Below are 13,759 nucleotides of genomic sequence, written 5' to 3' on the forward strand. Positions count from 1 at the left end.
TCTCTTCCCCCGAAACGCAGAAGCGCGTAAATCTTCAATTTCGTATCTTTATACCATGCAAAAAGTAGATATCTTAGCGATTGGTGCGCATCCCGATGATGTAGAACTAGGATGTGGCGGGACGATTTCCAAAATGATCGCTGCCGGAAAAACAGTAGCGATCGTAGACCTTACGCGTGGCGAACTCGGGACGCGCGGCACCGATTTGACACGTGCTGAAGAAGCCGCAAAAGCATCTGAAATCCTGAAAGTTTCAGCACGCGAAAACCTTGAAATGAAAGATGGTTTTCTTCAGAATTCAGAGGAATATCAGCTTAAGATCGTGAAGATGATCCGCAAATACCAACCCACGATTGTGTTTTCAAACGCAATCGATGACCGCCATCCTGATCATGCGAAAGCGCATAAACTCGTTTCAGATGCATGTTTTCTTGCGGGTTTGTCTAAGATCGAAACAGTTTTGGACGGTCAGTCACAAACTGCGTGGCGCCCGAAACAGATTTTCAGTTATATTCAGTGGAAAAACATTACGCCCGATTTCGTGGTAGATATTTCAGGCTTTATAGACAAGAAGATCGAAGCCTGCCTGGCCTACAAAACGCAGTTTTACGATCCGGGATCCAAAGAACCGATGACGCCGATCGCGACCAAAGATTTCCTTGAAAGTCTGACCTACCGTGCACAGGACCTTGGCCGGCTTTCCGGTGTGGAGTTTGCGGAGGGCTTTACCACAGAAAAACTTTTAGCTTTCAAAAATTTTGACGGAATAGTTTTGTAATTTCTCGAAAAGGCCTATATTTGCAGACCTAAAACGGTGATTGTAGCTCAGTTGGTTAGAGCGTCGGATTGTGGTTCCGAAGGTCGTGGGTTCGAGACCCATCATTCACCCTGATTTTTACAAAGCGCTTTCGGCAAACCGGAAGCGTTTTTTACTTTTGTGAAACCTTTATGGGGCTACAATGAACAAAAAAACCGATTACCTTCTTTTTGCCATTTTTTTTGTGGTTTTGCTTATCTCGCTTCCGGGCGAGGTCGGGTTGAAGTATGAGTGGCTGCTAATAATGGAAGAATCGGATTTCAGCAGTGGTTTGAAAATGTATGGAGTGCCGTCCGCTTATATGCCTCCGCTTTATCCTTATTATTTATTGCTTTGTAAGGGCGTATTCGGTTTTACGGATTGGCTTAAAGTATCTCTGGTTTTGCAGGGATTAGTGTATTTTTTTTCACTGCGGTTTTTAGTCAAAACTCTCTGCTCAACCCATTTCCGTACGCTGCGTGTGCAGATTTTTCTGCTTGTGCTGTTGCTTTTTCCGCCCCTGTTTGCAGGTAATATTACGGTGAGTTCATTATCTATGTCTGTCAGTTTGCTGTCTGTTTTCTTTGCTTTGCTCTACAGGATTTCAAATGAAAAAGAATGGAGGTCTCAGCAAATTGCAGGCCTCGCGGCGGTATCAGTTTTAGGGCTGTATCTGCGTTATGAATTTTTGTACATTATTTTGATTGCTGGTGCTGTTTTTCTGTATTTGCGTAAAATCAAGATTATCAACTTTATTTTAACAGGCTTATTTGTATTTATAAGTTACTTGCCCTGGATGGTGAGAAATTATTTAAAAATAGGGAAGTTTACTTATTCGACATCACTTAACTATAATTTCGCAAAAGGATATAACCTGGAGTATAATGTTTTTTCTGCCTATAATTTTCCATATTCACCAAAAACTGATGAAGTTTTACCGGTAGAGGTGCTGTATAGCAGATTTGGTAATGAACGTGAAATAGATTCATTTCTTTCCGGGCTCAATAGTGAATTTGTAGCTACAGAGCACATGCTGTTTGTAAAACTCACACTTCAGAAATTTGCAGTCAATTTTACCCAGTACTTCCCGGATTATGGTTGGATGTCGGGCATGGGGATTTATATTTTTTACAGTATCTTCTTTCTTGCTTTCCAATTTTTTCTTGTATGGGCACTCCTTAAAATAAAAAACAGACAGCAAGGCTACCTGTTTGTATTTACGCTAAGTATTTATTTATTCGTGCTTATTTTTTACACGGTAGCACCTATGCCACGTTATTTTTTGCTTTTTGTCCCGTATTTCTCTGCTGTTATGGCTAGAATATTTCTGATCCGAAATGCATAAAAATAAAACTCATTCGAAATCTTCGTCTGATTCTATCGTATAAGAACGCGATTTGAAATCTTTATCGTGTCGTTCTGAGATTACATCAGTACCTTTTTGGTTAATGATAAACTCCGCCGACTGTGTGAACATTTCCTCAAAACTTTTGAAATCCTCTTTGTAAAGGTAGATTTTGTGCTTTTCATAGCTGGCCTCGCCACCTTCTGAGAAGTGTTTTTTACTTTCGGTAATCGTCAGATAGTAGTCTCCGGCTTTCGTCTCGCGCACATCGAAGAAGTAGGTTCGCCGTCCAGCCTTCAGAACCTTCGTGAAAATTTCATTTTCCTGCCGGTCTTTGTAATCATTCATTTGAGCTTAGTTTATAATGGATACAGACAAATATAAATGAATTCTTTTAATTGCAAAATAAAATTTTAACTTTTATTAAGAAAAAGGAATTATACCTAAAGAATTCGCATCTAAGCTGGCTCGGAAGTTTCTATTTCGGTGAGATTCAGTATTTTATCTGCACGCTTCGCACTGCTCTCGCGGTGTGTAATGATGATTGATGTGCTTTTCTGGATTTCGTTTTCCAGATTTTGGAGGATATTTTCTTCCGTTTCCGTATCCAAAGCAGACAGTGAATCATCGAAAATTAGGATTTTCGGTTCCTTAATCAATGCCCTAGCGATACAGATCCGTTGCTTTTGCCCGCCCGAAAGCATCACGCCGCGCTCACCAACCAAAGTTTTATATTGGTCTTTGAATTCGACAATATTCTTGTGTACATCAGCTTTTTTAGCGTATTTGGTCACCTGCTCAAGGGTTGGACTGTCAACAGCGAAACCGATATTATTCTCAATCGTGTCTGAAAACAGGAAGCTTTCCTGCGGAATATAGCCGATGTGTCTGCGGTAATTGCCCAGGTTGTGGTCTTTGAGATTTACTCCGTCAACCAGTATTTCTCCTTCTGTCGGATCGATCAGGCGGCAAAGCAGCAATGCGATAGTCGATTTTCCGCTCCCGGTTTTTCCCATTATTGCGAGCGACTTTCCGGCTTCAATCTTGAAACTTAAATTATCTAGTGCTTTTATTCCTGTATTTGGATACACGTACGATACATTTCGAAATTCGATTTCACCACGGATCGGGTACACGTCGTTATTTTTGTTAATGATGTCCGTTTTCATATCCAAAAATTCGTTGATACGCTGCATCGAGGCGTCTGCGCGCTGATTTACCGAAGTTACCCAGCCCACCATGGAAAAAGGCCAGATTAAAATATTAATGTAAAGAAAGAAATCTGCGATCTTACCAACGCTCAGTTCATTGTTAAGGTATTTTTGGCCACCGATCAGCAATATCACCACATTCAGCAAACCGATGACAAATAATATGATCGTAAAAAAATACGCTTCGGTTTTTGCTAAATCCAACGCCTTTACCTGGTAATCTTTCACTTTCGCACCATAGTTTTTCTCGATGTACTTCTCTTTTGCAAAGAATTTCACCACGCGAATTCCGGAAAAACTGTCCTGCACAAAGGTTGAAATCGCCGACTGGCTTTTCTGCATGACTTTCGATTTCCCATTGATAATCGAGCTTACCTTATAGATCACGAACGACAAAATGGGCAGCGGAACCAGAGACCATATCGTCATTGAAACGTCGGTCTTCAACATATAAACCGAAGTGATGATCAACAGGATAAGCAAGTTCACCACATACATCACGCCTGGGCCCAGATACATTCGAACCGCGACTACGTCTTCACTCAGGCGGTTCATCAGGTCACCGGTTGTGGTTTTTTTAAAATCAGTTACCGAAAGTTCCTGATAGTGCGTGTAAATTTTGTTTTTAAGTTCGTATTCTATCCTGCGCGAAGCCACGATGATGGTCTGGCGCATCATGAAGGTGAAAAAACCTGTGAGGATTGATGATACTACGATAATTGCCACATTAATCAGGACCTGCGGATTAAAGCCAAGAGTCGTAGTCTTCGAAATTTCATCTACAGACCGGCCCACAAACTGTACTTTGTAAATACTGAAAAAATTGCTCGCTATGATGAACAGGAAACCCCAAAAGAGCAGAATTCGGTGCTTGTAAAAGTAGGGATTGAGTGTTTTCAGGGCGTTCATGCGCGGTTGGAGTGGTTTTTTGAATTAGATATACAAAAGTAATAAAATGAAAATTGATGAGCCTGTTTTTCGCGCGGCTGAAGGCCATCGCGGACCTGTGAGTTTACAAAAAAATGCTATCTTTGCACGCACTAAAATAAGCTCTTTGAAATGCTAGGAAGAAGACAGATCCGTGAAAAAGTTGTAGAGTCGGTATATTCTTATTACCAAAATCCTGTGAAAGTGGATGTGCTTGAAAATAATATGTTCACGCAGATTGACAAGATTTACCACCTGTACATCTACCAGCTGAATTTCCTGGTTGCGCTGAAGCATCTTGCGGAAAACCAGATTGAGATTGGGAAGAAGAAATTTCTGAAAACTGATGAAAACATTAATCCGAACCAGAAATTCATTAATAATCAGGTTCTTTTGATGCTTGAAGAAAATACCGAGAGGTTATCTTTCACCTCAAAGCATCAGGAACTGAAGTGGGATTTGCACGACGAACTTTTGGTAAAAACCTTTCAGCGAATGACCGCCGGGAAACGGTATCAGGATTTCATGAAAGAGGAAGGCTACTCTTTTGAAGCCGATCAAAAGTTTATCGGGAAACTGTTTTTACGCTATGTAGCGGAGAATGAAGATTTTCACGAGCATCTGGAAGAGAAAGAGATCAGCTGGTCTGATGATATGCATATCTCACACTCGATGATTCAAAAAACCATTGGTTTTTTCAAAGAAAATGAGCCCACGCACACATTGATCAAAATGATCAAGGATGAAGACGACCGCGAGTTTGCACGAAGACTCTTACGCCAAATCCTGAATCACTGGGATGATACGGAGAAAAAACTCATTTCACGTCTCGAAAACTGGGATATAGAACGGGTTTCACTGCTCGATAAGATCATACTTATCACGGCTATGACCGAACTGGATTACTTTCCGCTCACACCCGGACGTGTGATCATCAATGAGTATATCGAAATCTCAAAAGTCTTCTCCACAGACCGTTCGAACATTTTCATTAATGGAATTTTAGATAAATACACCAAAGATTTTAACCGAAATTAATATGAAAAATTTAGTCAAATTATTGCCAGTTGTGGCTGCTCTAGCTTTAGTAAGCTGCAAAAAAGACCAATCCGCAGAACAGATCGTAACTACAGATTCTCTTGCTGTAGCTTCTGAACCGGCTACTGCAGTTGCTTCAGAACCGGTTTCTACGGCGCCAACAACTACTGTGGCACTTTCTGAATCTACTTTTGAATTTGGAAAAGTGAAAAAAGGCGAACAGGTAGAGCACATCTACGAAGTGACAAACACCGGAACCAACCCGCTGATCATCTCACAGGTGAAGCCGGGCTGTGGCTGCACCGCGCCAGATTATACCAAAGATCCTATCATGCCGGGTCAGAAAGGCAAAATTACGCTGAAGTTTGATTCAGGGAATTTTGACGGGCTTGTGAACAAGCAGGCTGAAGTATTCGCAAACGTAGAAAAGGCACCTATTGTCATTGGCTTTACAGCTGATGTTCAGCCTTAATATTTAAAAAAAAGTTAATATGATTTCAATATTTTTACAGGCCGCCGCGCCGGATACCATGATGCCTACAATGATCATGATGGGACTGATGTTCGTCGGGTTTTACTTTCTGATGATCCGTCCGCAAATGAAAAAAGCAAAGCAGGAAAAAGGTTTTCAGGCTGCGCTGAAAGTGGGCAGCAGAGTAGTGACTACGTCTGGTATGCATGGCAGAATCGCGCAGATCATGGAAGATGGTGTGGTGATTGAGACGCTTTCGGGCAAATTAAAGTTTGAGAAAGCCGCTATCTCAAGGGAGTTTACACAACAGCGATTCCCAGACAGCACTGAAGAGAAGAAATAATCCCCGCATTATTTAAAAATAAAAAGCAACTCATTTTCGGGTTGCTTTTTTTTATTTAAATATTTAAAGTAAAATCAAGTAAGGAGCAGAATCAGCAAACTCGCCACGAAGATTCGGAAAATAGTAACGAGCGGATAAACCTGCGCATAGCTTTGCACGGGAATGTCAGAATCCAGATAATTGGTGCTGAACGAAAGTGCGGCCGGATCTGTATAGCTGCCGCTCATGATGCCGGCGAGCTGTAAATAATTGATTTTAAGGATAAAACGGCCGATGATCACCATCAGGATTAATGGTATGAATGTGATAGCAGAGCCATACAGAAGCCACATCCAGCCGTTGTATTTCACGAAGTTTTCATAGAAACCGTCACCCGCGTGAATCCCGACTGCGGCGAAGAACATACAGATACCGAAGTCTTTCATAAAATAGATCGCGCCATTATTAATGTACGAATGGATGAACGAAATGCCGCCAAATCTCGATATAAGCAGCGCCACAATCAGTGGGCCGGCGGCAAAACCAAGTTTTAGCGGTACCGGAAGATTTGGAATGACAATCGGGATGGAGCCCAAGATTACGCCCAGCAACAGACCGCCAAACAAGGACAAAAAGTCGGGTTCAAGCAGTTTCTTTTCAGAGTTCCCAATGATCTTCTCCACCTCTGTGATGGCATCTTTCGCGCCGATGACACGCAGTTTGTCGCCATAGAACAGTTCCAGCGATGGTCGGGGCAGAATTTCGCGGCCGGCCCGAAAAACGCGTGTCACTTTAAGGTCATATGTGTTGTAAAGATCGAGCTCTGCAAGGGTTTTATGAATGGCAGAGGCCTTCGTGACAAAAATATTGCGGCTGTGGATATCCTCGTCAGACTCGATGAATTGGTCCGTTGACGGGCGACCCACGATTGCAATGAAATCTTTGAGGTCATTTTCCAGTCCTACCAGCATCAGTACATCGCGATCGCGCATCAGCATATCCGCCGTGGGCGACTGTACCGCCGCACTGCCACTGTGTTTAAGTCTTGAAATCACAATCGGCCTTCCAAAATCTTTAGTGGCCTGAAAAATAGATTTACCGAAAAATTCAGGGTTGGTTACACGCATTTTCATGTGAACCAACGGTAATTCGCGGTTGATCTTTGCCATCCTGAAGCGACGCATCTCGGTTTCCGGATTAATTTTAAGCAAGATTTTAGACAGAATCACCACGCCGATTATTCCGAATACGCCCAAGGGATAAGTGATCGCATAGCCAATCGTAGGATCATTGAACGGTCTGCCCGGAAAGGTATGCTGTAGTTCTTCAATCGTGTTTTTCGCTGCACCCAAACCCGGCGTATTGGTGACCGAGCCACTCATGATGCCGACTAAATCTTCGATTTTCAAACCTGTAAAATGGAAAAGCAGCGCTGTAATGAGTCCGCCCAGCAAAACGGTTGAAACGGCAAGAATATTAAATTTAAGTCCTTCATTACGGAAAGAGGAGAAAAATGACGGACCAACCTGTAATCCGATGCCGTAAACGAAAAGGATAAGTCCAAAATCCCGGATAAAATCCAGAATATGCGTCTCAATCCTGTATCCGAAATGCCCGAGGATAAGACCCGTGAACATCACCGCGGAAACGCCGAAGGTGATTTTGCCCAGTTTCAGCCGGCCGAAAAAGATTCCGGTGCCTACTGCGAGCATGATGACGACAATGGACTGTGTGATATTCGGATTTTCTGCCGGTAAAAGCAGCGTGCGTAACCAATCTAACATAAGCCTGATTTTAATACAAATTTACGGGGAAAAGTTGCCGTAGGCTGAATACATACCACGAGATTTGTCACTATTTGAAGAAATTTCGGTTTTTAATTGTGCTTTAGCAACTGAAACCCAATCGCACATTCGAGGCAGCGTTTCGGCTGGCAATAGTGCTGAAAATGAAACAGAAAAGCCTGGCTGTCTAGCGCATCGCGAATGGGCGTTTTCAGGGCTTTCCAGTTTTCAATCACCGTGTTCTTTTCGGCTGGTAAACTGCGGTACATCGCAATGATCTCATCTGTAATATTTTCATTTGAATTTTTCTGGTATGTATATTTCAACGGTAAAATTGCATTAATGATAATCAGGCTGATAAAATCATCAGTGAGAATTTTTTCGCCCACAGTCGTTGAAATTTTTCCAAAATTAAAATGATCATTCCAGTACGGACTTGCCACCACGTTTCGGAAGACCTTTACGATATCGCCCACGCTTTTTGCGGTCATCACTTTCGAAAAAAGATTCTGATTCAGATGATACAATGAAGCCAACTGCGCGAGCCGAACAGTGGGGAAGGACGGCGGCCGAAGTTTTGAAAATTTCGGGACCACGCCGCTGGGTTTAATTTGATATTTGATGAGCAGAAACTCAAATTCACGCTTCCAGATCGTAGTTTGTTCGTCATCAGGACTTTGCAGCCAGCCACACATGCCGAAAAACAAAGCTTCGAGTTGAGTGAGATTTTGCCGGACTTTATTCAAAACAGCGAAATCAATATTTTCCGCCAACTGCCTGAAAATTTGCGCGTTTACCTTTAGTCCAAATGCGTAGGCAATGTTTTGAAACAGCACCGCTTCATAATTGTTTTTGTTTTTTGCGAGCGCGATTTCTATTTCTAATGATTTGTGATCCAGTTTTTTAAGTAAAGTCTCTTCTTCAAATTGAAACGGGATTTTCTTGGCGTTAAAAATTTCTTCGCACGGGATGAAAACTTTCGCGTTTTCGAGTGAAGCGTATTTATCGAGCACTGTTTCATCGATATAATTCTTCAGTTCCAGCGTTGGAATGTTTCTCGAAACCAGTTCCGGAATATCAGCATCATGAAAATAAACCGCGTGCAGGATCAGGTTTTCAAATTCAGGATTTCCCGTATGGCGGTGAAAAATATAGTCGGAGGAGCGGATGTGAAGTTCAATATGCCCGACAAGTGTCACGCCCTGAAATTTGATTTTTCCGAATAGAAAATCGGGTCCGGAATCAAAATTCCATTTGCCGAAGTCAATAATCTCAACAGGGTTTCCGGCCACATCCTTGAAATCAAAACTATTGAAAATTTTGAAATTCCATAGATACTGCAGGAGTTTCTCCTTCATTTTGAGACGATTGTGTCAAACGAAGTTAAGAAATTTAGTGAAAAAAATGTTTAGGTATTAAGTTTTTAAAACGGCGGTTTATTTTCCAAATGTTGCCAACGTGTCCGCGTACATTTTTTCATAAACCGGCAAAACATTCTGAAGGTCGAATTTTAGCGCCTGCTCCTTTGCATTTATTTTCATTTCGGCGAGCAGATTCTCGTCGCTGAGCAGTTTTATGGTATAGTTGCTCATTGCTTCTACGTTACCTATTTCGGCCAGAAAACCTGTCACACCCTGAAGGTTCACCTCCGGTATTCCGCCCGCGTTAGAACTGATGACTGGTGTGCGTGCTGCCATTGCTTCCAGGGCGGCCAAACCGAAACTTTCCTGTTCCGAAGGAAGGAGAAAGACATCTGAAAGTTCGAGGATTTTGTATAAATCATTTACTTTTCCCAAAAGCCGGATTTCGCCGATCAGTTCGGGGTTTTCTTCCAGAAACTGGCTGATAATCTCCATATCCGGGCCTTCGCCGATGATGATCAGTTTGGACTTGATGAGTTTATGTACATTTTTAAATATTGTCAGTACTTCACCGACTCTTTTTACAGGACGGAGATTTGACACGTGAATCAGGATTTTCTCGTCATCGGTTGCGAATTGGCGGCGCGTGCAATCGTTCGGACTGTCGAAATCACTGTTGTCTATAAAATTGGTGATGACCTGAATTTCTTTCTTAATATTAAAAAACTGCAGCGTGTCTTTCTTTAAACTTTCTGAAACTGACGTGATCGTATCGGATTGATTTATAGAGAATTCCACCGCATGTTTATAGCTCGGATGTTGCCCGACAAGCGTAATATCGGTGCCGTGAAGCGTAGTAACCAGCGGAATATCCTTGCCTTCTTCTTTCAGCATCTGTTTTGCGGTAAATGCCGCGTACGCATACGGAATTGCATAGTGCGCATGCAAAAGATCGAGTTTATAAAGGTTTACAACGCGGTAAATCATGGAGGAAAGCGCGATATCGTACGGCTGATACTGGAAAAGCGGATACGTCTGCACATTTACTTTGTGAAAGAAAATGTTGGGATTGGTGATATCGAGGCGCGCAGGCAGATTTGAACTTATAAAATGCACTTCGTACCCTTTGTATGCGAGCGCCATGCCCAGTTCGGTGGCTACAATACCGCTTCCGCCGTACGTAGGATAACAGAGAATTCCTATTTTCATTTTAATGGATTCAGTTTTTTTGGTAAAATAATCACTTTTTGGCTGCGTGAACCTTTGCAGAAGATTTTGGAGTGGATCTCAGGTCGATGCCACTGCCGGCTTTTAATTTGTCATTAACCAAAACCGGTAAACGTCCCGAAATCGCAGTTTTGCCGACAAATGCATCTGCTGCGGCGCGCATTGAGCCCTCATTGTTTTCATACGCAACCAAAACGCTTGAGACTTTCGAGATATCTACATCTTTCAGTGCATACGGCGAACCGAAGACAGACAAAATGACGTCATTGTTCGCACTAAGTTTCGCTAAGATGTTTTTCGATTCTGCGGAAATACTGTAAGGTTTGTACGCAGTGGAATTGTCTTTGTGAAACCCGACAATCACTTTAGAATTTGCAGGAATTGTGGAAATCTCAGATGCTTTCTTCAAGATTACTGTCGTCTCACGCTGTAAATTGTCCAGAAAAGTATCGTAGAGCGCCTCTTCGAGCGGAACGTAATAGTAAGTTTCACTGCAACTTAACGGAAGCAGATTCTTGGTGTTTTTAATCAAAGTCAGCGCACTTGCGTATAAGTTCTGAACCAGCGTTCGGTGCGATTCGTTGTTGAGATCGTAGTTAATGTTTTCAGGATTTCGCGGCTCATATTTATTTAAGCCTAAGAAATATTTGGTCAAAAGGATTTTTTTTACGCTTTCCTCAACACGTTCCTGTGATATTTCGCCCTTATCGATGGCTTGCTGGATGAGCTTTTTACCTTCTTCTACACCTTCTGAAAACAGCATGATGTCATTTCCAGCCTTGAAAGCTAACGCATCCAGTTCGCCGGGTTTGTAACGCTTGGCTACCGCGCCCATATTCAGCGCATCAGTGATGATCAGACCTTTGTAGCTATATTTTTCTTTTAGTAAACCGGTGATAATATCTTTCGATACCGAAGCTGGAACGCCTTCTTTTTTCTCGAGTGCGGGTACGTACAGATGCGCGACCATCACACCGCCAATTCCTTTATCCATCAGTGATTTGAAAGGCGCAAGTTCTACGTTCTGCAGGCGATTCAGATTATGAGAGACTACAGGCAAATCATGGTGCGAATCAGTATTGGTGTCACCGTGACCCGGAAAATGCTTGATCGCCGCCAAAACATTGTTTTCCTGCAACCCGGCTGAATAAGCGCCGGCAGATTTTAAGACATTTGAAACATCGGAACCAAAACTGCGGTTTCCGATGATCGGGTTATTAGGATTTGTGTTCACATCTACCACGGGTGCAAAATTCCAGTTGATGCCCATGCGCTGGCAGTCTTCGGCGATCTTTGCAGCCATTTGTTTTATTAAATTCTTATCCTGAATAGCCCCGAGTGTCATCGCCCACGGGAATTTGTGCGCTGCGGCAATCCGCTGGAAAACACCCCACTCCGCGTCCATCCCAATCATCAGCGGTACTTTCGATTTTTGCTGGAATTCATTTACCAACGTAATTTCACGTGCCGCATCATCCTGCATCAGGATCAGACCGCCAATTTGTTCGTTTTCTACAATTTCACGCACATTCTGGATGTAGTCTTCGCCCTTGTTGGTATACAGCGCTATGATGAACAACTGGCCAAGTTTCTCTTTCTGGCTCAGTGAACTGTACGTGTTTTCTACCCACTGGTTCGCTTTTCTAAGTTCGGCACTGTTTATATTTTTGGGCTGAAACTGTGCATTAATGGTCAGGCTAAATATGTAAACGGTCAGCAAGCTGAGTGTAGCGCGAAAATTATTCATTAAGATTTAATATAGATAACGAACAAAATTACGATATTTATAGTTTAAAACTCTGCGTTTTGTGGCATACAAATTGAGTTGAACCACGCATAAATAATCAAAAAAAATATTTACCGACATGAAAAAGTTTTTTACAATAATGCTGCTGGCTGTATTCGCATTTCTTGCTTTCAGCTGCGATGACAGGAACGATGACATAGATAATGATACGTATGCAGTGATGACCGACGTTACAGGATCATTCAATGCGGCGAATAATTACACTTTAGACCAGGGAATAAATATAGCGGCAACTGATGTGGTTTTGGTATACCGAAATAGGAATTCCGGGAATGGCGGAACCACCGCATGGCAACTGATTCCCAAGACTGAGTTTATTGGCAGCGGTCGTGAGTTGGATTACAATTTCCTGTTTGATGCTCAAAATGTGGAAATCTATACGGAAGCAAATTTCGATCAGGCCACACTTACGGGTGCCGAAGCCAACACGTATTTAAATAATCAGCGATTCCGAATCGTCCTGGTACCGGCTTCTCAAGGCAAAAATGCGAATGTAGACTTCTCGGATTATAATGCGGTTTTGCGTCACTTCCAGATTGCTGACCGACCATAAAAAAAACAAATCCTTATAAAATCCCGCTATTTTTGGCGGGTTTTTTTATGTTTGGACGGTTCCGCAATCTGCATTACGGAAAAAGTTTGGAAGTGCCCATATAATTTAAATCATAGCCGCAGCAAACCCGCTTCCTAAAGTTTTTTGTATTTTTAAAGTTCAAAATATCTTTAAAATTATGAGTGTTCATATTGCTGCCCAAAAAGGCGAAATCGCAAAAACAGTGCTGCAGCCCGGCGACCCGCTGCGCGCAAAATATATTGTTGAAAATTTCATGGAGGACGTGCGCCTGGTAAGCCAAACGCGCAATATTTTTTATTATACAGGTCTGTACAAAGGCCGTGAAGTGTCTGTCGGTGCCAGCGGAATGGGTGTGCCAAGCATCGGGATCTATTCCTATGAACTCTACACAGAATATGATGTAGATACGATCATCAGAATCGGTACCTGCGGTGCCTATACGCCGGAACTTAAAGTTTTTGATGTTCTGAACGTAGAAAATGCCGCCAGTGAATCAACTTACGCGAAATTCGCCTGGGGAATTGAAGAGGAAATTCTGACGCACCAGGGTAACGTCTTCTCGGTGATCAATGACACAGCGAGAAATCTTTCACTTGACCTGAAAACGACAAACATCCACACGAGCGATATCTTCTACCGCAAAAATCCAGGAACACCTGAGATTGCTGTGAAACATAACTGTACCGCTGTGGAAATGGAGGCATTTGCACTTTTCGCGAACGCCCAATATTTAGGAAAAAATGCTGCAACGCTGCTTACGGTGTCAGATATCATCCCAACAGGGGAATTCATCTCGGCGGACATGCGCGAAAAAGCACTTACACCGATGATCGAACTTGCGCTCGAAACTGCGATAAGTCTTTAAGATTCATTTAAATAAAAAAGATAACGCTTT

13 protein-coding genes and 1 tRNA gene are annotated in these 13,759 nt (G+C 42.5%); 8 read left to right on the forward strand and 6 right to left on the reverse strand.

Annotation, left to right across the window (positions count from 1 at the left end):
• The first annotated feature begins 55 nt into the window (after positions 1 to 55).
• From bshB1 to QEP06_RS08100, 3 genes are all read left to right on the forward strand, one after another.
• Positions 56 to 778, forward strand: coding sequence for a bacillithiol biosynthesis deacetylase BshB1 (gene bshB1, locus QEP06_RS08090; RefSeq protein WP_285269815.1), 723 nt, complete (start codon positions 56 to 58; stop codon positions 776 to 778).
• 35 nt (positions 779 to 813) lie between these two features.
• A tRNA-His gene (locus QEP06_RS08095) sits at positions 814 to 889 on the forward strand.
• Between the two features lie 70 nt (positions 890 to 959).
• Complete coding sequence (locus tag QEP06_RS08100; protein WP_285269816.1) at positions 960 to 2,141, forward strand: hypothetical protein; 1,182 nt, start codon at positions 960 to 962, stop codon at positions 2,139 to 2,141.
• Positions 2,142 to 2,150: 9 nt separating this feature from the next.
• Here QEP06_RS08100 and QEP06_RS08105 read toward each other — a convergent pair whose 3' ends face one another.
• Together QEP06_RS08105 and QEP06_RS08110 are read right to left on the reverse strand one after the other, a co-directional pair.
• A complete protein-coding gene (locus tag QEP06_RS08105) occupies positions 2,151 to 2,489 on the reverse strand; it encodes a DUF3276 family protein (protein ID WP_285269817.1) in 339 nt (112 codons plus the stop codon).
• A gap of 110 nt (positions 2,490 to 2,599) precedes the next feature.
• Positions 2,600 to 4,261, reverse strand: a complete 1,662-nt coding sequence (locus QEP06_RS08110; protein ID WP_285269818.1) for an ABC transporter ATP-binding protein — start codon at positions 4,259 to 4,261, stop codon at positions 2,600 to 2,602.
• 150 nt (positions 4,262 to 4,411) lie between these two features.
• Here QEP06_RS08110 and nusB point away from each other — a divergent pair, with 150 nt between their 5' ends.
• The 3 genes from nusB to yajC are packed head-to-tail and all read left to right on the forward strand — an operon-like array spanning position 4,412 to position 6,132.
• On the forward strand, positions 4,412 to 5,317 hold the full coding sequence (gene nusB, locus QEP06_RS08115) for a transcription antitermination factor NusB (RefSeq protein ID WP_251832357.1): 906 nt from the start codon (positions 4,412 to 4,414) through the stop codon (positions 5,315 to 5,317).
• A gap of 1 nt (position 5,318) precedes the next feature.
• A complete protein-coding gene (locus QEP06_RS08120) occupies positions 5,319 to 5,789 on the forward strand; it encodes a DUF1573 domain-containing protein (RefSeq protein ID WP_285269819.1) in 471 nt (156 codons plus the stop codon).
• Positions 5,790 to 5,808: 19 nt separating this feature from the next.
• Positions 5,809 to 6,132: a preprotein translocase subunit YajC gene (gene yajC / locus QEP06_RS08125; RefSeq protein ID WP_251832355.1), complete on the forward strand. Its 324-nt coding sequence runs from the start codon at positions 5,809 to 5,811 to the stop codon at positions 6,130 to 6,132.
• A gap of 74 nt (positions 6,133 to 6,206) precedes the next feature.
• On the opposite strand, the gene QEP06_RS08130 is transcribed toward yajC, so the two are convergent.
• The 4 genes from QEP06_RS08130 to QEP06_RS08145 form a co-directional block, all read right to left on the reverse strand.
• Positions 6,207 to 7,895, reverse strand: a complete 1,689-nt coding sequence (locus QEP06_RS08130; RefSeq protein ID WP_285269820.1) for a putative transporter — start codon at positions 7,893 to 7,895, stop codon at positions 6,207 to 6,209.
• 92 nt (positions 7,896 to 7,987) lie between these two features.
• Positions 7,988 to 9,253, reverse strand: a complete 1,266-nt coding sequence (locus tag QEP06_RS08135; protein ID WP_285269821.1) for a DUF2851 family protein — start codon at positions 9,251 to 9,253, stop codon at positions 7,988 to 7,990.
• A 78-nt stretch (positions 9,254 to 9,331) separates the two neighbouring features.
• Positions 9,332 to 10,465 carry an N-acetyl-alpha-D-glucosaminyl L-malate synthase BshA gene (gene bshA / locus QEP06_RS08140; protein WP_251832352.1) on the reverse strand — a complete coding sequence of 378 codons (1,134 nt, stop codon included), beginning with the start codon at positions 10,463 to 10,465 and terminating at the stop codon, positions 9,332 to 9,334.
• Positions 10,466 to 10,496: 31 nt separating this feature from the next.
• Entirely contained in the window at positions 10,497 to 12,230 is a 1,734-nt protein-coding gene (locus QEP06_RS08145; RefSeq protein ID WP_285269822.1) for a glycoside hydrolase family 3 protein, read from the reverse strand.
• Between the two features lie 118 nt (positions 12,231 to 12,348).
• On the opposite strand from QEP06_RS08145, the gene QEP06_RS08150 reads away from it, so the two are divergent.
• Together QEP06_RS08150 and deoD are read left to right on the forward strand one after the other, a co-directional pair.
• Positions 12,349 to 12,843: a hypothetical protein gene (locus QEP06_RS08150; RefSeq protein WP_285269823.1), complete on the forward strand. Its 495-nt coding sequence runs from the start codon at positions 12,349 to 12,351 to the stop codon at positions 12,841 to 12,843.
• A 178-nt stretch (positions 12,844 to 13,021) separates the two neighbouring features.
• Positions 13,022 to 13,729 carry a purine-nucleoside phosphorylase gene (gene deoD, locus QEP06_RS08155; protein WP_285269824.1) on the forward strand — a complete coding sequence of 236 codons (708 nt, stop codon included), beginning with the start codon at positions 13,022 to 13,024 and terminating at the stop codon, positions 13,727 to 13,729.
• Positions 13,730 to 13,759: the final 30 nt, after the last annotated feature.

It is taken from the genome of Kaistella rhinocerotis (genome assembly GCF_030243905.1).
Lineage (GTDB): Bacteria > Bacteroidota > Bacteroidia > Flavobacteriales > Weeksellaceae > Kaistella > Kaistella rhinocerotis.